The sequence below is a fragment of the Streptomyces sp. NPDC005898 genome, from assembly GCF_040629635.1.
In the GTDB taxonomy this organism is placed as follows: domain Bacteria; phylum Actinomycetota; class Actinomycetes; order Streptomycetales; family Streptomycetaceae; genus Streptomyces.
Map to the genome: position 1 here is coordinate 278,059 of NZ_JBEXWC010000004.1, position 18,247 is coordinate 296,305.

General features: G+C 74.0%; 16 protein-coding genes. 10 read left to right on the plus strand and 6 right to left on the minus strand.

Features of this window, described 5'->3' with window-relative positions:
* Positions 1-1,263 carry an FAD-dependent oxidoreductase gene (locus ABZ385_RS08545; RefSeq protein WP_358910494.1) on the minus strand — a complete coding sequence of 421 codons (1,263 nt, stop codon included), beginning with the start codon at positions 1,261-1,263 and terminating at the stop codon, positions 1-3.
* 442 nt (positions 1,264-1,705) lie between these two features.
* Here ABZ385_RS08545 and ABZ385_RS08550 point away from each other — a divergent pair, with 442 nt between their 5' ends.
* Complete coding sequence (locus ABZ385_RS08550; protein ID WP_358910496.1) at positions 1,706-2,488, plus strand: TSUP family transporter; 783 nt, start codon at positions 1,706-1,708, stop codon at positions 2,486-2,488.
* 64 nt (positions 2,489-2,552) lie between these two features.
* On the opposite strand, the gene ABZ385_RS08555 is transcribed toward ABZ385_RS08550, so the two are convergent.
* From ABZ385_RS08555 to ABZ385_RS08565, 3 genes are all read right to left on the minus strand, one after another.
* Entirely contained in the window at positions 2,553-3,203 is a 651-nt protein-coding gene (locus tag ABZ385_RS08555) for a class F sortase (protein WP_358584333.1), read from the minus strand.
* Positions 3,204-3,321: 118 nt separating this feature from the next.
* Positions 3,322-3,873: a hypothetical protein gene (locus ABZ385_RS08560; RefSeq protein ID WP_358584334.1), complete on the minus strand. Its 552-nt coding sequence runs from the start codon at positions 3,871-3,873 to the stop codon at positions 3,322-3,324.
* A 307-nt stretch (positions 3,874-4,180) separates the two neighbouring features.
* The gene (locus ABZ385_RS08565; protein WP_358910498.1) at positions 4,181-4,978 is read right to left on the minus strand and encodes an aminotransferase class IV family protein; all 798 of its coding nucleotides are present in this window, start codon (positions 4,976-4,978) and stop codon (positions 4,181-4,183) included.
* 206 nt (positions 4,979-5,184) lie between these two features.
* Here ABZ385_RS08565 and ABZ385_RS08570 point away from each other — a divergent pair, with 206 nt between their 5' ends.
* From ABZ385_RS08570 to ABZ385_RS08585, 4 genes are all read left to right on the plus strand, one after another.
* Positions 5,185-5,859: an NAD(P)H-dependent oxidoreductase gene (locus tag ABZ385_RS08570; RefSeq protein WP_358910499.1), complete on the plus strand. Its 675-nt coding sequence runs from the start codon at positions 5,185-5,187 to the stop codon at positions 5,857-5,859.
* Positions 5,860-5,958: 99 nt separating this feature from the next.
* Entirely contained in the window at positions 5,959-6,315 is a 357-nt protein-coding gene (gene cutA / locus ABZ385_RS08575; RefSeq protein WP_358584337.1) for a divalent-cation tolerance protein CutA, read from the plus strand.
* Entirely contained in the window at positions 6,312-6,758 is a 447-nt protein-coding gene (locus ABZ385_RS08580) for a gamma-glutamylcyclotransferase family protein (protein WP_358584338.1), read from the plus strand. Before cutA ends, ABZ385_RS08580 begins: the two co-directional genes overlap by 4 nt.
* Before the next feature lie 301 nt (positions 6,759-7,059).
* Positions 7,060-7,350 carry a DUF6355 family natural product biosynthesis protein gene (locus ABZ385_RS08585; RefSeq protein ID WP_358910501.1) on the plus strand — a complete coding sequence of 97 codons (291 nt, stop codon included), beginning with the start codon at positions 7,060-7,062 and terminating at the stop codon, positions 7,348-7,350.
* A 37-nt stretch (positions 7,351-7,387) separates the two neighbouring features.
* Here the strand turns inward: ABZ385_RS08585 and ABZ385_RS08590 are convergent, their stop codons facing one another.
* Together ABZ385_RS08590 and ABZ385_RS08595 are read right to left on the minus strand one after the other, a co-directional pair.
* The gene (locus ABZ385_RS08590) at positions 7,388-9,694 is read right to left on the minus strand and encodes a molybdopterin oxidoreductase family protein (protein WP_358910503.1); all 2,307 of its coding nucleotides are present in this window, start codon (positions 9,692-9,694) and stop codon (positions 7,388-7,390) included.
* 243 nt (positions 9,695-9,937) lie between these two features.
* On the minus strand, positions 9,938-10,654 hold the full coding sequence (locus tag ABZ385_RS08595; RefSeq protein ID WP_358910599.1) for an ElyC/SanA/YdcF family protein: 717 nt from the start codon (positions 10,652-10,654) through the stop codon (positions 9,938-9,940).
* A gap of 338 nt (positions 10,655-10,992) precedes the next feature.
* Between ABZ385_RS08595 and ABZ385_RS08600 the strand changes: the two genes are divergently transcribed.
* From ABZ385_RS08600 to ABZ385_RS08620, 5 genes are all read left to right on the plus strand, one after another.
* A complete protein-coding gene (locus ABZ385_RS08600) occupies positions 10,993-11,814 on the plus strand; it encodes a CbiX/SirB N-terminal domain-containing protein (protein ID WP_358910505.1) in 822 nt (273 codons plus the stop codon).
* A gap of 47 nt (positions 11,815-11,861) precedes the next feature.
* Positions 11,862-13,232, plus strand: a complete 1,371-nt coding sequence (locus tag ABZ385_RS08605) for a deoxyguanosinetriphosphate triphosphohydrolase (RefSeq protein ID WP_358910507.1) — start codon at positions 11,862-11,864, stop codon at positions 13,230-13,232.
* Between the two features lie 166 nt (positions 13,233-13,398).
* The gene (locus ABZ385_RS08610; RefSeq protein ID WP_358584344.1) at positions 13,399-14,661 is read left to right on the plus strand and encodes an FAD-dependent oxidoreductase; all 1,263 of its coding nucleotides are present in this window, start codon (positions 13,399-13,401) and stop codon (positions 14,659-14,661) included.
* Between the two features lie 55 nt (positions 14,662-14,716).
* Positions 14,717-16,615 carry a DNA primase gene (dnaG, locus tag ABZ385_RS08615; RefSeq protein WP_358584345.1) on the plus strand — a complete coding sequence of 633 codons (1,899 nt, stop codon included), beginning with the start codon at positions 14,717-14,719 and terminating at the stop codon, positions 16,613-16,615.
* A 188-nt stretch (positions 16,616-16,803) separates the two neighbouring features.
* Positions 16,804-18,207, plus strand: a complete 1,404-nt coding sequence (locus tag ABZ385_RS08620) for an RNA polymerase sigma factor (RefSeq protein ID WP_358910600.1) — start codon at positions 16,804-16,806, stop codon at positions 18,205-18,207.
* Positions 18,208-18,247: the final 40 nt, after the last annotated feature.

Below are 18,247 nucleotides of genomic sequence, written 5' to 3' on the forward strand. Positions count from 1 at the left end.
TCAGCGGCCTCCGATGGGGGTCTGCCCTGCTCGAACGGAGTCGAGAGCTTGGGGATGGGTGAGCAGGTGGAGCAGGGGGCTGTCGTCGTCGGGCAGTGGTTCGTCCGCCTCCCAGGCGCGGGCCAGCGCGCCCACCGAGGCGAGATCGCCGACCAGGACACCGCCGACCAGGCGGTCGCCGCGGACGATGACCTTGCGGTAGGTGCCGCGGGTGGCGTCGGCGAGCTGGACGACGTCGTCGTCGGGGAGCGCCTCGGGGTCACCGAACGCGGCGAGGTCCAGGGGGCCCGGGCCGGACAGGGTGAGGCGGGTGAGCATGCGGCTGCCGGCGTAGGGCGCGCGGGCCCGGCCGAGCAGGGTGTCGGCCAGCGCGTCGGCCTGTTCCAGGGACGGGGTCGCCAGGCCGTAGACCCGCCCGGCGTGCTCCGCGCAGTCCCCGACCGCCCTGATGTGCGGATCGGACGTGCGCAGCCGGTCGTCCACGACGACGCCCTTGCGTACGTCGAGTCCGGCGGCCAGCGCCAGACCGGTGCGGGGGCGCACCCCGCAGGCGAGCACGGTCAGCTCGGCCTCCAGCGCGTAGCCGTCGGCCAGCTCCACGTGGCGCACGGCGCCGTCGGTGACGCCGACCCCGCGCACCCGGCACTCCGTGTGCACCTCGACGCCCAGGCCCGTCAGGTGGGCCCGCACGAGCTCGGAGGAGGCCGGGTCGAGCTGGCGCTCCATGAGCCGCTCGGCCTGCTGCGTCAGGACGACCTGGGCGCCCCGCCGGGCCAGCGCGCGGGCCGCCGAGACGCCGAGGAGGCCACCGCCGATGACCACGACCCGGGCGCCGGGCGTCACCGCGGCGGACAGGGCGAGGCAGTCGTCCATCGTCCGGAAGGCGTGCACACCGCGCGGCAGCTCCCGCGCGCCGGGCGCGAACAGGCCGCGCAGCGGCGGCAGGACCGGGTTGGAGCCGGTCGCGAGGACCAGGGTGCCGTACGGGACGACCGTGCCGTCCTCGCAGTGCACCAGGCGCTCCGCGCGGTCGATGCGGACCGCGCGGGTGCGCAGCACGGTGCCCGTGGGGGTCGGCAGGGTGATCACGTCCGCCCCGTACCGGCCCGCGAGGACCTCCGCCAGCAGGACGCGGTTGTACGGGGCGTGGTCCTCCTCGCCGATGAGCACGGTGTCGGTGGCCCCGGGGCCCTCGGCGCCGAGGCGCTGCGCTACGCGGGTGCCGGCCAGGCCCGCGCCGATCACCACTGCCGTGGATGTCATGTTCCGCAGCCTGCGGGGTGGGTGTTTCCCGGTCGGGGCCGGGTTGTTTCCCTCGGGGAACGGTGCGCTCAGCGGGGGGCCGGGGGCGGTGTGAGGGGCGCTGGGGTGCCGCTGCGGTTTCGCCACCCACCCGCTCGTCTCGGCGTCGGACCCTTGCCGCAAGGGCCTTTCCCACCCACCCGCCCGTCTCGCGGCGTCGGGCCCTTGCCGTAGGGGCTTTTCCCACCCACCCGCCCGTTTCGCCGCGTCTGGCCGTTGCCGTAGGGGCTTTTCCCACCCACCCGCCCGTCTCGCGGCGTCTGGCCCTTGCCGTAGGGGCTTTTCCCACCCACCCGCCCGTCTTGCCGCGTCTGGCCCATGCCGTAGGGGCTTGGTCCGCGCGTCTCGCGGCGTCGGGTCCTTGCCGTAGGGGGGGCGTCGTGGGGGTTATAAGGTCGCGATCATGCCTGACATATCGCTGGCCGTGGTCGTCGTGCTGTGTCTCGCCGCGCTCGTGGCCGGCTGGATCGATGCCGTGGTCGGGGGTGGGGGACTGCTGTTGCTGCCCGCCCTGCTGCTCGGTCTGCCGGGCGGTACCCCCGCCCCGCACGCGCTCGGCACCAACAAGGCCGTGGCGATCGTCGGCACCGCGGGCGCGGCGGTGACGTACGCGCGCAAGGCACCCGTCGACGTGCGCACCGCCGTGCGGATCGGCCTCGCCGCGCTCGCCGGGTCGATGGCCGGCGCCTTCTTCGCGGCCGGGATGAGCACCGACGTACTGAAGCCCGTGATCATGGTGGTGCTCGTCGGCGTCGGCACCTTCGTGATCCTGCGGCCCGCCTTCGGCACCGCGCCCGCCACCGGGCCCGCCTCGCCGCGCCGGATCCTCGCCGCGATCGGCCTCGCGGGCCTCGGCATCGGGTTCTACGACGGTTTCATCGGCCCGGGCACCGGCACCTTCCTCGTGCTCGCCCTGACCGCCGTGCTCCACCTGGACCTGGTCACCGCCTCGGCCACCGCCAAGATCGTCAACTGCTGCACCAACGCGGGCGCCCTCGCGATGTTCGCCTGGCAGGGCGTGGTCCTGTGGAAACTGGCCGCGCTGATGGCCGTCTTCAACCTCGCCGGCGGCATGCTGGGCGCGCGCACCGCGCTGAAGAAGGGCAGCGGGTTCGTCCGGGTCGTGCTGCTGACCACCGTCTTCGGACTCGTCGTCAAGATGGCGTACGAGCAGTGGGTCGCCTGAGGCGTTGGGGAGCCCGAGGCGTCGGGGAGCCCGAGGCGGGCAGCGCCCCCGGCGACGACCGGGCTCAGCGCACCGCCGTCAGGTGGGCGAAGACCACCACATTGCCCTGGTAGCCGGTCCGCTTCGAGTACTTCCCGCCGCAGGTGATCACCCGCAGTTCCGGCCGGGGCGCCGGGCCGTACACCTTCTCGTCGGGGAAGTCCTTGGCGTCGTACACCTCGTTCGCGTGGACCGTGAAGACGGCGACGCTGCCGTCCCTGCGCTCGACCTCGATCGTGCGGCCCTTGGCCAACGCGCCCAGCTGGTAGAAGACGGCCGGGCCCTCCTTGTTGTCGACGTGGCCGGCCACGATCGCGGTGCCGCGCTCACCCGGCGTGGTGCCCGCCTCGTACCAGCCCGCGAGGTTCTCGCGCTCGGGCGGCGGCACGTCCAGGCTGCCCTGAGGGGTGAGTTTGAGCCCCATCAGGGGCGCGTCGACGCCGATCGCGGGGATCCGCACGCGGTCCGGCGGGGACGGCGCCAGCGGCGCGGTGCCCGGATCGGGGCGGGGGTCGGGACGCGGGGCCCGCGGGCTCTGCGCGGCCTGCGCCGCCTGCGCGGTGGAGGGCTGCGGCGGTGGGTGCGCGGCGGTGCCGCTGCTCAGCAGCCAGGCGCCGGAGCACAGCGCCACGAGGCTGACGGTCGCTATGACGGCGTTGCCGGTCTTCTCGCGCATACGGCGTCCCCCTCGGGGTCGGTGGGGCCGGACCCTCGTCCCCCTCCCGGCCCACGAGGGGACACGGGCCGGGAGGGGGCGGGGGCGGCGGTACCGGTCGGACAGCGGAGGGTGTCCGTCAGATCCTGTCGCCTCTCGCCCGGCGATGCAGGAGCCAGGTACCGCCCGCGGCGGCGACGGCCAGGGCCGCCACTCCCGCCGCGGTCTGTGCGGGGTCGGGACCGAGCGCGCCGCCGACCCCCGTCTTCACGTGTCCTTTGGGGTGCGGCCGCGGCCGTTCCCCGGCGGCCGCGGTGGAGGTGATGGTCACCACCAGATCGCCCGCGACCTGCTTGTCCTTCGTCGCCCGGCCACCGGCGCCGGAACACTTCGCGACGATCTCGTAGGTGCCCGGCTGCGCCGACGGCGGCACCTCGAACCGCCCGGCCGCCTCACCGGGTGCCTTGCCGGGCGCCAGGCTGAACGTGCCCGCCCCGACCGCGCTCGCGTCGCCCGTCGCGGTCCCTCCCGGGCCGCAGGCGGTGGTGTGCACGGTGACGGCGGTGCCGGGGGTGACGGTGGACGGCTGGATCTCCAGGCCGCCGGCCGGCGCGGCGGCGGCGGGAGCGGCCAGGGCGCCCGCCACCGCTACGGCGAGCGCGGTACCGGACAGCAGGCGGGTGTTGCGCATGGTGCTGGTTCCTCCGAGGCCTTCGCGGAACACGGCCCGCGGCACCCCCAAGTGCCGCTGCGTCGGTCGAGCCCCGCTCTACCGAGGTAAGTGGCACCGCGCGACCCACGCCTCCTGAGACCTCGTCGAAAAGCCGCCGAACGAGCGGCTCCACGCCACAAGGGAACCGGCGTTCCAGCAGGTCACCGCCTTTTCACCCGCCGGACTCCGAAGAGCGGGCGGGGCGGCTGTGAATGGGTGACCGGAGGCGGCCGGGGAGGAAGGGGCGCCCCGCCGGTGAAGGGGCATCGGGGAGGTGGCGGCGGCGTCAGATCGTGTCCCAGGGGATCTGTTCATAGGCGTCCATGACCGTCGTCATCAGCTGCTCGTCGATGCCGTACGACACGTCGTCGATCCGCCGCACCGGACAGACCCCCCAGGAGTTGGTGACGAAGGCCGCCCGGTACGACGGCAGGTCCGCGAGGGTGACGGGGGCGTGCCGCGTGGGCAGGCCCGCCCCGGGCAGGCACGCCTTGAGAAGCTGCATCGTGACACCGGCCAGATGGGGTGCGTCCGGCCATACGATCCCGGTGCCGTCGAAGAACGCGATGTTCGTGACGGCACCCTCGCTGATCCGCCCGCCGTCCCCGGTGAGCAGCGCGTCGTCGAAGCCGGCGCCCCGCGCCAGCTCACCGTGCCGGGCCTGCCCGAAACCGCCCAGATGCTTGATGTGGGCGAACGGCCGCTGATATGCCACGGACATCAGTGACTGCGCGCGCGCCTCCTGGCCCGCGGGCAGCTCGACGGGCGGCCGCACGGTGACCATGAGGGACGGCTCCCCGTCGGGCGCGTGGACGTAGACGCGTACGGACGCGTCGTCGATGTCGTCCCGCAGGATGTGCCGGACCACGCCGCGCACCCGCTCCCCGTCCAGCTCCCGCCCGAACAGCTCGCGCGTGGCCGCGTCGAGCCGGGCCAGGTGCAGCCCGATGCCGCGCACCTTGCCGCCTCTGACCTGCATCGCCGTGAAGTGCCCGGTGGTGACGAGGGCCGGCCAGAGCAGGCTCCCCGCGGTGACCGGCTGCCCGTCGATCTCGATGCGCTGCACCAGCGCCGGATATGTCATGCGACCACGCTACGAGACCGCCGAGGGGACCCCGGCCGCCCCCGTCCCCTGCCCCGCCCGAGCAGGCGCTCAACTCCGGTTAGGGAGGCGACGCGACCCCCTCGGCCCGCGCTCACCGGCTCGCCCCACGATGTGCTCGCCGCGCGCCCGGATTGGTCGGCAGAGCCGCTTGACCTCAACCATGGTTGAGCTACGAGGCTTCACCCATGACCGACACCACGTCTTCCTTTCCCGCCCCTGCCCCCGCCGTCGTCTCCTCCGCCGCGACCTCCCTCGCCTCGGCCTTCGGCGGCGGAGGCGACGACGCGCCGCTGCGGGTCGCCGTCATCGTGGGCAGCAACCGCGAGGGCCGCTTCGGGCCGACCGTCGCCGAATGGCTCCTGGCCCGGGTCCGCGAGCGGTCCGACCTGACCGTCGACGTCGTCGACCTGGCCGAGGTGGACCTGCCGACGTCCCTCTCCTTCCGCCCCTCCACCGCCGTCTCCACCGAACTCGCCAAGGTCACGCCCAAGTTGGCCGCCGCCGACGCGTTCATCGTCCTCACCCCCGAGTACAACCACTCCTACCCGGCGTCGCTGAAGAGCGTCATCGACTGGCACAAGGGCGAGTGGCAGGCCAAGCCCGTCGCCTTCGTCTCGTACGGCGGGCTCTCCGGCGGTCTGCGCGCCGTCGAGCACCTGCGCCCGGTCTTCGCCGAGCTGCACACCGTGACCATCCGCGACACCGTCTCCTTCCACAACGCCGGCGCCCTCTTCGACGACGCGGGCCGCCACCGCGACCCGGCGGCCGCCGACGCCGCGGCGAAGGCCATGCTCGACCAGGTGGCGTGGTGGGGCTGGGCACTGCGCAAGGCCAAGGCGGATCGCCCGTACGGCAGTTGAGGGGGCGCGGCCCTTGGGTGCGGCGGTGAGCGATCCGCAGGGGTGACTCCGAGGATGCCCGGTCCGCTCCCGCCCGCCCCCGCTGTGCACAATCGGCGTATGGACGACGACCAGACAACGCCGACCGTGCTGACCGTGCCGACCGTACTGACCGTGCTGACCACGACGGACGCGGAGGACAAGGCGCGTGACCTCGCGCGCGAGGCGGTCCGGGCGCGGCTCGCGGCCTGCGCGCAGATCGCCGGCCCCGTCACCTCCGTGTACCGGTGGGAGGGCGCCATCGAGACCGCCCAGGAATGGCAGGTGCTCCTCAAGACGACCGCCGCGCGCTACGCCGCCCTGGAGGCGTGGCTCACCGAGGCCCACGACTACGACACCCCCGAGATCATCGCGACGCCGGTGACCCGGGGGAGTGCGGCCTATCTGGCATGGGTGGAACGGGAGACCACCGGGTGACCGAGCGGCCCGCGCCCCGGCTGCCGTTCTTCGTGTACGGCACGCTGCGCCCGGGGGAGCGGAACCACGCCGTCCACCTCCGGGGCGACGACGTGGACGCGCAAGAGCCCGCCCTGCTCCCGGGCGCGGTCCTGTACGAGGGCCCCGGCTACCCGTACGCGGTGGAAGGCCCGGAAGCCGGGCCCGTCCACGGCGAGTTGGTGACGGCCGCGCCCCACGCCCACGACCGGCTGCTCGCCGCCCTCGACCTCCTGGAGGAGTACACGCCGGGCGACCCCCGCAACCTCTACGACCGCGTCACGCGCGAGGTCACCCGCACCGCCGACGGGGCGACGGTACGGGCCTGGGTCTACGTGGCGGCGCCCCGCGTCACGGCATACCTGCGGGCGTCGGGCGCGGTGATCGAGGGAGGCGACTGGACGGCCTTCCGCCGAGGCCGCTGAGCCTCTTCGGTCACCTCCGCCCCCCCCGCGAGGCGAAAGCCGCAGTTCAAACCCCGGCGCACTCGATCCGGCGTACTCCACCACTCGTCCGAGCGATACCGCGTGACCACGCGGTGTAGCGACATGCAGACTCTGCGTGCGCGCCGAACGGTGCGCGCGACCGGCGTGCATCACGGCCTCAAGCACCACGGCCTCAAGCACCACGGCCTCAAGCACCACGGCCTCAAGCACCACGGCCTCAAGCACCACGGCCTCAAGCACCACGGCCTCAAGCACCACGCCCTCAAGAAGGAGCCGCCTCATGCGAATGCGCCGTTCTCTGCCGGCTTTTGTCGGAGCCGTCACCCTCGCCCTCGGCATGTCGATGACGGGGAGCGCCACCGCCGCCTCGCCGGCCGTCCAGAACCCCTGCGGCTTCTACGAGACGCACAGCGACGCCTACTACAACCACTGCACCAGCGACGGCTCGAAGATCCTCATCGAGATCGACGACTGGGGCCCCAACACGGTCAGGTGCGTCGGCCCCGGCGTCACCTGGATCGGCGAGGCCGGGGACGTGGACGGCGCCTGGTACATCGGACGCACCTGCTGATCCGCTCCTCCTAGGGGCTCCTCCTGCGGGCCTCCTCCTACGGGCCCGGGCGCACGCCGTCCCGGGCCCCGCCCCCGCCCCCGTCTTCGCCGGCTCCGGTCCCCTCCACCGGTTCGAGCCGCACGGCGCAGACCTTGAACTCCGGCATCCGCGACACGGGATCCAGCGCCGGGTTCGTCAGTGCGTTGGCCCGCCCCTCGCCCGGCCAGTGGAACGGCATGAACACCGTGTCCGAGCGGATGGACGACGTCACCCGCGCCGGGGCCACCGCCCGGCCCCGCCGCGACACCACGGCGACCGCCGCGCCGTCGGCCACCCCGAGCCGCGCCGCGAGCCGCGGATGCAGCTCCACGAACGGCCCCGGCGCCGCCGCGTTCAGCTCGTCGACCCGCCGCGTCTGCGCCCCCGACTGATACTGCGCGAGCACCCGCCCGGTCGTGAGCAGCACGGGGTACTCCGCGTCCGGCTCCTCCGCGGCGGCCCGGTGCGCCACCGGCACGAACCGCGCCCGCCCGTCCTCCGTGGCGAACCGGTCCAGAAACAGCCGCGGCGACCCCGGGTGCACGAGCCCAGCCCCACCCCCGCCACCGCTTCCGGCCACGTCACCCCCTTCGGCCCGGTCACCACCTCCGACCCCGTCACCCTCTTCGGCCCCGTCACTCCCGTCAGCCCCTTCGGTCACGCCCTCCGGAGCGGGGCACGGCCAGAAGACGCCCTCGCCCTCGCCCTCCTCCAACCGCTCGTACGAGATCCCCGAGTAGTCGGCGGGCCCGCCCGCGCTCGCCCTCCGCAGTTCCTCGAAGACCTCCTCCGGGTCGGTGGGGAAGCCCTTCCCGTGGCCGAGCCGCGCCGCGAGCCCGTGCAGCACCTCCAGGTCGCTGCGGACCCCGGCAGGCGCGGACACCGCCCGGCGGCGCAGCAGCACCCGCCCCTCCAGATTCGTCACCGTCCCCGTCTCCTCGGCCCACTGCGTCACCGGCAGCACCACGTCCGCCAGTTCCGCCGTCTCGGACAACACCACGTCCGCCACCGCGAGGAAGTCCAGCGACCGCAGCCGCTCCTCCACATGCGCGGCCCGCGGCGCCGAGACGACCGGATTGGAACCCATCAGGAGCAGCGTCCGCACGTCCCCGCCGAGCGCGTCGAGCAGCTCGTACGCCGACCTGCCGGGGCCCGGCAGCGCATCGGGGTCCACCCCCCAGACCGCCGCCACATGCGCCCGCGCCGCCGGATCCGTCAGCTTGCGGTAGCCGGGCAACTGGTCCGCCTTCTGCCCGTGTTCGCGCCCGCCCTGCCCGTTGCCCTGACCGGTCAGGCAGCCGTACCCGGACAGCGGCCGCCCGGCCCGCCCCGTCGCCAGGCACAGGTTGATCCACGCCCCGACCGTGTCCGTGCCCTTGGACTGCTGCTCGGGCCCGCGCGCGGTCAGCACCATCGACGTCCGCGCGTCGCAGAACATCCGCACCGTCTCGCGCAACTGGGGAACCGGCACGCCGGTGATCCGCTCGACGTGCTCCGGCCAGTGCGCCATGGCCGCCGCCCGCGCCTCCTCCCACCCACTCGTCCGCCCCTCGATGAACTCCTCGTCCGTCCGGCCCTCCGCCACGACCAGGTACAGCAGACCGAGCGCCAGGGCGAGGTCCGTGCCGGGGCGCGGCGCCAGGTGCAGGTCGGCCTGCTCGGCGGTCCGCGTCCGGCGGGGGTCCACGACGATCAGCGTGCCGCCGTTCTCCCGCAGCTCGGTGAGGTAGCGCAGAGCGGGCGGCATCGTCTCGGCGAGGTTCGACCCGACGAGGATCACGCAGCCGGTGCGCGGAATGTCCTCCAGCGGGAACGGCAGCCCCCGGTCGAGCCCGAACGCCCGCTGCCCGGCCGCCGCCGCCGACGACATGCAGAACCGTCCGTTGTAGTCGATCTGCGACGTGCCGAGCACCACCCGCGCGAACTTGCCCAGCAGATACGCCTTCTCGTTCGTCAGCCCACCACCGCCGAACACCCCGCACGCGTCCGCGCCGTGCTCCGTGCGCACACGGGTCAGCTCCTCGGCGATCCGGTCGAGGGCGTCCTCCCAGGTGGTCGGCGCGAGCTTGCCCGTGGCGCGGGAGCGGACGAGAGGTTCGGTCAGGCGCACCCGGGAGGAGAGCAGAGCGGGCGCCGTACGGCCCTTGCCGCACAGGGCGCCCCGGTTCACGGGGAACGCCGCGCGCTCCACGACCTCCACGCCACCCCCGGGTCCCGCCGTCAGGCCCATGCCGCACTGCAGCGCGCAGTACGGGCAGTGGGTCGCCGTCACGGCCCTGGCCGCGGGGGTCGCCGGTGTCGCGGGTGTCGCCGTGGAGTGCATGCCGCCCAGCATCCGCCGTCCTTGTTACGCGGCCCGACGCGCTCGCGTTACGCACGCGGTAAGCCGACCTCAGCCGGGGCCGTACCCCGCTGTGAGGTCCGGCGCGAAGGCCCTCGCGGGGCGCGCGCCGCCGGGTGGCACGCGCGGGTGCGGGTGGCCCCGACATCCTCCTTGTAAGGGAGGCGCTCCGAGCAAGGGAGGCGCTCCGAGTAACGGATGCGCTCCGGGGCCGGTCCCGCCCGGTCAGCGCGCCGAGGCCAACGCCCGTGCCACGCCCGGCTCCCGCTCCCCGAGGAACCGGGGGTCGGGGCGGAGCGCCGCGTCCAGCGCCGCCTTGCCCGCCGCGAGGACCTCCCGCGCGCCCCCGTAGTACCAGGTCGAGTCGTGCACCGCGTCCACCCCGACCCCGTACGACGAGACGCCCGCCGCGTCGCACAGCGCGACCGCCCTGCGTATGTGGAAGCCCTGGCTGATCAGCACCGCCCGGTCCACGCCGAAGATCTGCTTCGCGCGGACGCAGCTGTCCCAGGTGTCGAACCCCGCGTAGTCGCTCACGATCCGCCGGCCCGGCACGCCGTGCTTCTTCAGATAGGCACGCATCGCGTCCGGCTCGTCGTACTCCTCGCGGCTGTTGTCGCCCGTGACGAGCACGACCTCTATCCGTCCCTTGCGGTACAGCTCGGCCGCCGCGTCCAGGCGGTGCGCGAGATACGGCGAGGGCTCGCCCTTCCACAGCCCGGCGCCGAAGACCACCGCGACCGGCGCGCGCGGGGCGTCCGCGACCGTGCCGATCTCATCGTCCGTCGTGACGAACAGCCAGGTCGCGGGCAGCAGCGCGAGCACACACAGCGCCACCACTGCCCGCACGGCCCGCCGCCGCCCCTTCGGCGTACGCGGCACCCGCAGCCATCGCGGCCGCCGAAGCCAGTCGGGTCGCCGCGGCCGCTCCGACCGCCGCAGCCACGCCGGGACCCGGTCCCGCAGCCCCGCCCATCCCGCCCTGCCCATCCCGTCCATACGCGTCCCGCCCCCGTGCCGCACCGGATCTCCCCTGATCCGATCACTGCCACAACCGTAAGCGACCGCGCCGACCACGAGCAGACCCCGCACCCCGGAGCCGCCCCCGAAATCCCCCCGACCCACCCCCGACCCCCGACCCCGAGACCCCGCCCCGGGCCAACGCCCGCCCCCGCCCCGAAAACACCCTGACCCCGCCCCACCCCCCTCGGTGAGCCCGCCGCAAAGAGCCGTCATCGGCACGCAACGCCCCCGCAATCTGCTCCGGACATCCTCGGTCCATGACGCCGTCGCACCCCCGCCCTCCCGGCCTCGCCCCGCCCCACGGCAGGCGCCGCCCCGTGCCGCTCCCGACGCTCGTCCTCGTCGGCCACGGCAGCCGCGACCCCCGCGCCCTCGCCACCGTCACGGCCCTCGCCGAACGGGTCCGCGAGCAGCGCCCCGGCCTCGCCGTGCGGCTCGGGCACATCGAGCTGAACGAGCCGCTGCTCACCGGCACCCTCGCCGCCCAGCGCGGCGGCGAGGCCGTGCTCGTACCGCTGCTCCTGAGCCGCGGCCAGCACGTCAAGCGCGACATCCCGGCCGCCGCCGACGCCGCACCCCACCTCCACACCCGGGTGGCCGCGCCGCTCGGCCCGCACCCGCTGCTCGCCGAGGCCCTGCACACCCGCCTCGTCCAGGCGGGCTGGCCCGCCCGGCCCCTTAGCTCCCCGGAGCGCCGCCGGCACGCCGTGGTCCTCGCCGCCGCCGGGTCACGCGACCCGGACTCGGCCGCCGACACCGCGACCGCCGCCGCCCTGCTCGCCGACCGCCTGGGCGTCCCCGTGGTCCCCGCCTACGCGGCGCCCACCGAAGCCTGCACCCCGACGGTGTCCGCGGCGCTGGCGGCCCTGGCCGCCGAGGGCCGCACCAGGACCGCCGTCGCCGCGTACTTCACCGCCCCGGGCCGCTTCGCCACCCAGAGCACGGCCGCCGCCCCGTGGCTCGCCGCCGCCCCCCTCGGCGCCCACCCGGCGCTCGCCCGCCTCGTCCTGCACCGTTACGACCAGGCCCGCGCCGCCGCCCCCGCCACGGCCGGACCGCGCCGCCTGACCGCCGCCTGACGAGGGGCCAGGTCCCCTTTGTCAGTGCTTGCGTCTACTGTCGGTGCATGGAAGGCACAGCACCGAACGGCCCAGCACCGAACGGCCCAGCACCGAACGGCCCAGCACCGAACGGCACCGCACCGCACGCGCGACACGAGGCCTACGACACCTACGACGAAGCCGCCGTCGAGCGGTGGGCCGCCGAGCCCGACAAGAGGCCGGGGCGCACGGCCTTCCAGCGCGACCGCGCGCGCGTCCTGCACTCCGCCGCGCTGCGCCGGCTCGCCGGCAAGACGCAGGTCGTCACGCCCGGCACGCGCAGCCAGGCCTGGGACGCCAGCGCCCGCACCCGGCTGACGCACTCCCTGGAGTGCGCCCAGGTGGGCCGCGAGCTGGGCGCCGCCCTCGGCTGCGACCCCGACCTGGTCGAGACCGCCTGCCTCTCGCACGACCTGGGCCACCCGCCCTTCGGCCACAACGGCGAGCAGGCGCTGAACGAGGTGGCGGCGGACTGCGGCGGCTTCGAGGGGAACGCCCAGTCGCTGCGCCTGCTCACCCGCATCGAGCCCAAGCGCTTCGTCCCCTCCGACGCCACCGGCGACCTGGTCAGCGTAGGGCTCAACCTCACCCGCGCCGCCCTGGACGCCGCCACCAAGTACCCCTGGCCGCGCGGCGGGCACCCCACCGACCCGCAGTCCTCGAAGTTCGGGGTCTACGAGGACGACCGGCCGGTCTTCGACTGGGTCCGCAAGGAGGCCCCGGGCCGGCGCGTCTGCTTCGAGGCCCAGGTCATGGACTGGTCGGACGACGTCGCGTACTCGGTCCACGACTTCGAGGACGGCCTGCACGCCGGGCACATCGACCCGAACGCGCTGCACGCCGAGCCCGAGCGGCAGGACATCTACGCCGTGGCCCTCGGGCGCTACGTGCCGAAGGACACCGACCCCGAAGAGCTGGACCAGGCCCTGGACCGCCTCCTCGACCAGGAGTGGTGGCCGCACGGGTACGACGGATCGGCCATAGCGCAGGCCCGGTTGAAGGACGCCACCAGCCAGCTCATCGGCCGCTTCTGCCTGGCCGCGGAGAGCGCCACGCGCGTGCGGTTCGGCCCCGGCCCCCTCACGCGGTACGCCGCCGAACTCGTCGTGCCCCGCGAGGCCCGCCACGAGTGCGCGGTGCTCAAGGCCGTCGCCGACCGCTACGTGATGCAGCGCCCCGCACAGGAGCGGCTCCGCGCCGACCAGCGCGTCGTGGTGGCCGAGCTGGCCCAGGCGCTCACCACCCGCGCGCCCGACGGGCTCGACCCCCAGTTCCGCGCCCTGTACGACGCGGCGCCCGACGACCGGGCCGCCCAGCGCGTCGTGGTCGATCAGATCGCGTCACTCACGGACGCGGCGGCCCGCGCCCTGCACACGCGATTGACGGCGAGACGCTAGGGAAAGCGGGCGAGTGACCATGGAGTGACCACGGGGCGTGACGAAAAGTGGCCTCTTGGGGCCACGCCCCCTTCCCCCATCACGCTCCGTGCGGGACGCTCGCTGTGGCGGCAAGGCCGTGTTCTTCCGGGGGACACCCCCGGTACCCCCGGCAAGGAGGCATCAAGTGGTCGACGCGCATCAGACGTTCGTCATTGTGGGAGGAGGTCTGGCCGGCGCCAAGGCGGCCGAGACCCTCCGTTCGGAGGGCTTCACCGGCCGGGTCATCCTCGTCGGCGACGAGCGTGACCACCCCTACGAGCGCCCGCCCCTGTCCAAGGGCTACCTCCTGGGCAAGGAGGAGCGCGGGAGCGTCTTCGTCCACGAACCGGGGTGGTACGCGCAGGCGGACGTGGAGCTGCACCTCGGCCAGCCCGTCGTCGCCATCGACCGCGAGGCCAAGAGCGTGCGCCTGGGCGACGGCACGGCCGTCCACTACGACAAGCTGCTGCTCGCCACCGGCGCCGAGCCCCGCCGCCTCGACATCCCCGGCACGGACCTCGCGGGCGTCCACCACCTGCGCCGCCTCGCCCACGCCGACCGCCTGCGGCAGGTCCTGACGGCCCTCGGCAGGGACAACGGCCACCTGGTGATCGCCGGAGCGGGCTGGATCGGCCTGGAGATCGCGGCCGCCGCCAGGGAGTACGGCGCGGAGGTCACCGTCGTCGAGCGCGAGCCGACGCCGCTGCACGCCGTCCTCGGCCCCGAGTTCGGGCAGGTCTTCACCGACCTGCACGCCGAGCACGGGGTGCGCTTCCACTTCGGCGCCTCCCTCACCGAGATCGTCGGCCAGGACGGCATGGTCCTCGCCGTCCACACCGACGACGGCGAGGAGCACCCGGCGCACGACGTGCTGGCGGCGATCGGGGCGGCCCCGCGCACCGCGCTCGCCGAGGCCGCGGGCCTGGAGCTCGCGGAGCCCGCGCACGGCGGCGGCATCGCGGTCGACGCCTCCTTGCGCACCAGCGACCCGGACATCTACGCCGCGGGCGACGTGGCCGCCCCGCACCACCCCCTCTTCGACACCAGGCTGCGCGTCGAGCACTGGGCGAACGCCCTGAACGGCGGCCCGGCCGCCGCCCGCGCCATGCTCGGCCAGGACGTCCGCCACGACCGCGTGCCCTACTTCTTCTCCGACCAGTACGACGTGGGCCTGGAATACTCGGGCTGGGCGCCCCCGGGCACGTACGACCAGGTGGTGGCGCGCGGTGATGTGGGCAAGCGGGAGTTCATCGCGTTCTGGCTGAGCGAGGGCCGCGTCCTCGCCGGGATGAACGTGAATGTGTGGGACGTCACGGAGACCGTGCAGCAGCTGATCCGCACCGGCGCGCGGCCCGACATCGACCGCCTCGCGGACCCGTCCGTCCCCCTGGAGTCGCTGCTGGCGTGAGCGCCCGGGCACCGGTCCGGCCGGGAGCGCCACGGGCGAGCCGTAGTATTCGTACGTGGCAGGCAGGATCAATGACGAGGACGTGAAGGCGGTTCGGGACGCGGTCCCGATCGACGCCGTGGTCTCCGACTACCTCCAGCTGCGCAGCGCCGGGGGCGGGAACCTCAAGGGCCTGTGCCCCTTCCACGACGAGAAGTCCCCGTCCTTCCAGGTCAGCCCGAGCAAGGGTCTCTTCCACTGCTTCGGCTGCCAGGAAGGCGGCGACACGATCGCCTTCGTGATGAAGATCGACCACCTCACGTTCTCCGAGACGGTCGAGCGCCTCGCCGCCAAGGCGGGCATCACGCTGCGCTACGAGGAGGGCGGGTACAACCCCAGCCACCAGCGCGGGGAGCGCATCCGCCTGGTCGAGGCCCACAAGATCGCCGCCCAGTTCTACGTGGACCAGCTGGAGAGCCCCGAGGCCGAGATCGGCCGCAAGTTCCTCGCCGAGCGCGGCTTCGACCAGGCCGCCGCCGCGCACTTCGGCGTGGGCTACAGCCCCGCCGGCTGGGACCACCTCACCCGCTTCCTGCGCGGCAAGGGCTTCTCCGACAAGGAGCTGACCCTCTCCGGCCTCTCCCAGGAGGGCCGCCGCGGCCCCATCGACCGCTTCCGCGGCCGCCTGATGTGGCCCATCCGCGACATCGGCGGCGAGGTCGTCGGCTTCGGCGCCCGCAAGCTGCGCGACGACGACAACGGCCCGAAGTACCTCAACACCCCCGAGACCCCGATCTACAAGAAGGGCCAGGTGCTCTACGGCGTCGACCTGGCCAAGAAGGAGATCGCCAAGACCTCCCACGCCGTCGTCGTGGAGGGGTACACGGACGTCATGGCCTGCCACCTCGCCGGTGTCACCACCGCCATCGCGACCTGCGGCACGGCCTTCGGCGGCGACCACATCAAGATCCTGCGCCGCCTCCTGATGGACAACGGCTCGGCGCGGGTGATCTTCACCTTCGACGGCGACGCGGCGGGCCAGAAGGCCGCCCTGCGCGCCTTCGAGGACGACCAGAAGTTCGCCGCCGAGACGTACATCGCCATCGCCCCCGACGGCATGGACCCCTGCGAGCTGCGCCTGGCCAAGGGCGACGAGGCGGTCGCCGACCTGGTCCGGCCCCGCACGCCGCTCTTCGAGTTCGCGCTGCGCCAGATCGTCTCGCGGTACGACCTGGAGACCCCCGCCGGCCGGGCCGCCGCCCTGGACGAGGCGGCCCCCGTCGTGGCCCGCATCAAGAACAGCGGCGCGCAGCACGAGGTGGCCGTCCAGCTCGCCGGCATGCTCGGCATCCTGGACACGCAGTTCGTGGTCAAGCGCGTGGCGCAGCTGGCCCGTTGGGCCCGCGACCGGGGCGGCAGGGGCCCCGCGCAGCCGCAGGCCAGGCCCCAGCAGACGTACGCGCAAGGGCCGGCCCCCTCCAGCGGCCCCGCGCTGACCCTGCGCAGCCCCGCCCACCGCACCGAGCGTGAGCTGCTCAAACTGGCCCTCCAGTACCCCCAGTTGGTCTCCCCGGCCTTCGACGCGTACGGGATGGACGAGTTCACCGCCCCGCCCTACGCCGCCGTGCGCCGGTGCATCGAGGAGGCGGGCGGCGCCGAGGCGGGCATCGCCGAACCGCAGGCCTACCTCGCGCGCGTGCTCGACGCGGCGCCCGACGACACGGTGCGCCGCATGGTCACCGAGCTGGCCGTCGAGGCGATCCTGCGCAAGACCGTCGACGAGGTGTACGCGGGCATGCAGCTCGTCCAGGTCCGGCTGCGCGCCGTCGACCGCCGCATCCGCGACGTCCAGGGCAGCCTCGCCCGGCTGGGCGCGGGCGGTGACCCGCAGCAACTGATCGCGGTGCAGAACGAGTTGTGGGTCCTCCAGCAGTACGGTCAGGCGCTGCGCGACCGCGGAGCCGACGCGCTCTAGAGGCGTGGCCTTGAGGCCAAGGGTTACCCGTCGGGTCACCACGCGGTCACGGAACGGACGCAAAAAGTCACCGCACGCCCCTCGTGGCGGCCGTGTGTCGTACCCCACACTGGGTTCCGGTGCCTGAGTCCTCGGAGCGCGGCCGGCCCGCAGACAGCGGGCCCGACACCCCCGCCGTTCCACTCATCGTGTCCGGGACGGACAGCGGCGAGGCCGTGGTCCCTCTCCCGTTGCCGCACGCCTCAGCAGCGATCACCCTGGAGGTCGCCCCCGTGCAGACCCAGACCCAGCCCCTCGCCCAGACCGGGGCCGCCGCGCGTACGCCGGCGGACGCGGACGTCCTGGAGGCGGTCCCGCAGCAGGGCCGCGCGCCCCGGCACCCGGAGTCGACAGCGACCGGGCAGAAGGCCTCCGGGGCCGCGGAGGCCGCGGAGGTCACGGACGCCACCGAGGCTCCCGAAGTCACCGGCGTCACCGAAGTCACCGGCGTCACCGAAGTCACCGGCGTCACCGAAGACACCAGCGTCACCGGCGTCACCGGCGTCACCGGCGTCACCGGCGTCACCGGCGTCACCGAAGTCCCCGCCGTCGTCGAAAGCGCCGAAGCCGCCGAGCCGCCGCCGGCCCTCGAACCGGAGACCATCGACCTGCCCGCGCCCCGCGGCCGTGCCGACACCGGCGGCCCGTCCTCCGACCTGTTCCGCCAGTACCTGCGCGAGATCGGCCGCATCTCCCTGCTCACCGCGGCGGAGGAGGTGGAGCTGGCCCGCGGCGTGGAGGCCGGCCTGTTCGCCGAGGAGAAGCTGGGCAGCACCCCCGACCTGGACTCCCAGCTCGCCCTGGACCTCGACAAGCTGGTGGTCAGGGGCCGGATGGCCAAGCGTCGGCTGATCGAGGCGAACCTGCGCCTCGTCGTCTCCGTCGCCAAGCGCTACGTGGGCCGCGGCCTCACCATGCTCGACCTCGTCCAGGAGGGGAACCTCGGCCTGATCAGGGCGGTCGAGAAGTTCGACTACGCCCGGGGCTACAAGTTCTCCACGTACGCGACCTGGTGGATCCGGCAGGCCATGTCCCGGGCCCTCGCCGACCAGGCCCGCACCATCCGCGTGCCCGTGCACGTCGTGGAGCTGATCAACCGCGTCGTGCGCGTCCAGCGCCGCATGCTCCAGGAGCGCGGGTACGAGCCCACGCCCGAGGAAGTGGCCGCCCAGCTCGACCTGCTCCCCGAGCGGGTCAGCGAGGTGCTGCGGCTCGCGCAGGAGCCGGTCTCGCTGCACGCCCCGGTCGGCGAGGAGGACGACGTCGCGCTCGGCGACCTCATCGAGGACGGCGACGCGGCCTCGCCCGTGGAATCCGCCGCGTTCCTGCTGCTGCGCGAGCACCTGGAAGCGGTGCTCTCCACGCTCGGCGAGCGCGAACGCAAGGTCGTCCAGCTGCGTTACGGCCTGGCGGACGGCCGCCCGCGCACGCTGGAGGAGATAGGCCGCATCTTCGGAGTGACCCGCGAACGCATCCGCCAGATCGAATCCAAGACCCTCAACAAACTGAGGGACCACGCCTTCGCCGACCAACTGCGGGGCTACCTCGACTGAGGCGCCCCGTCCGGGCAGCGTGCCGAAGGGGCGCGGGGAA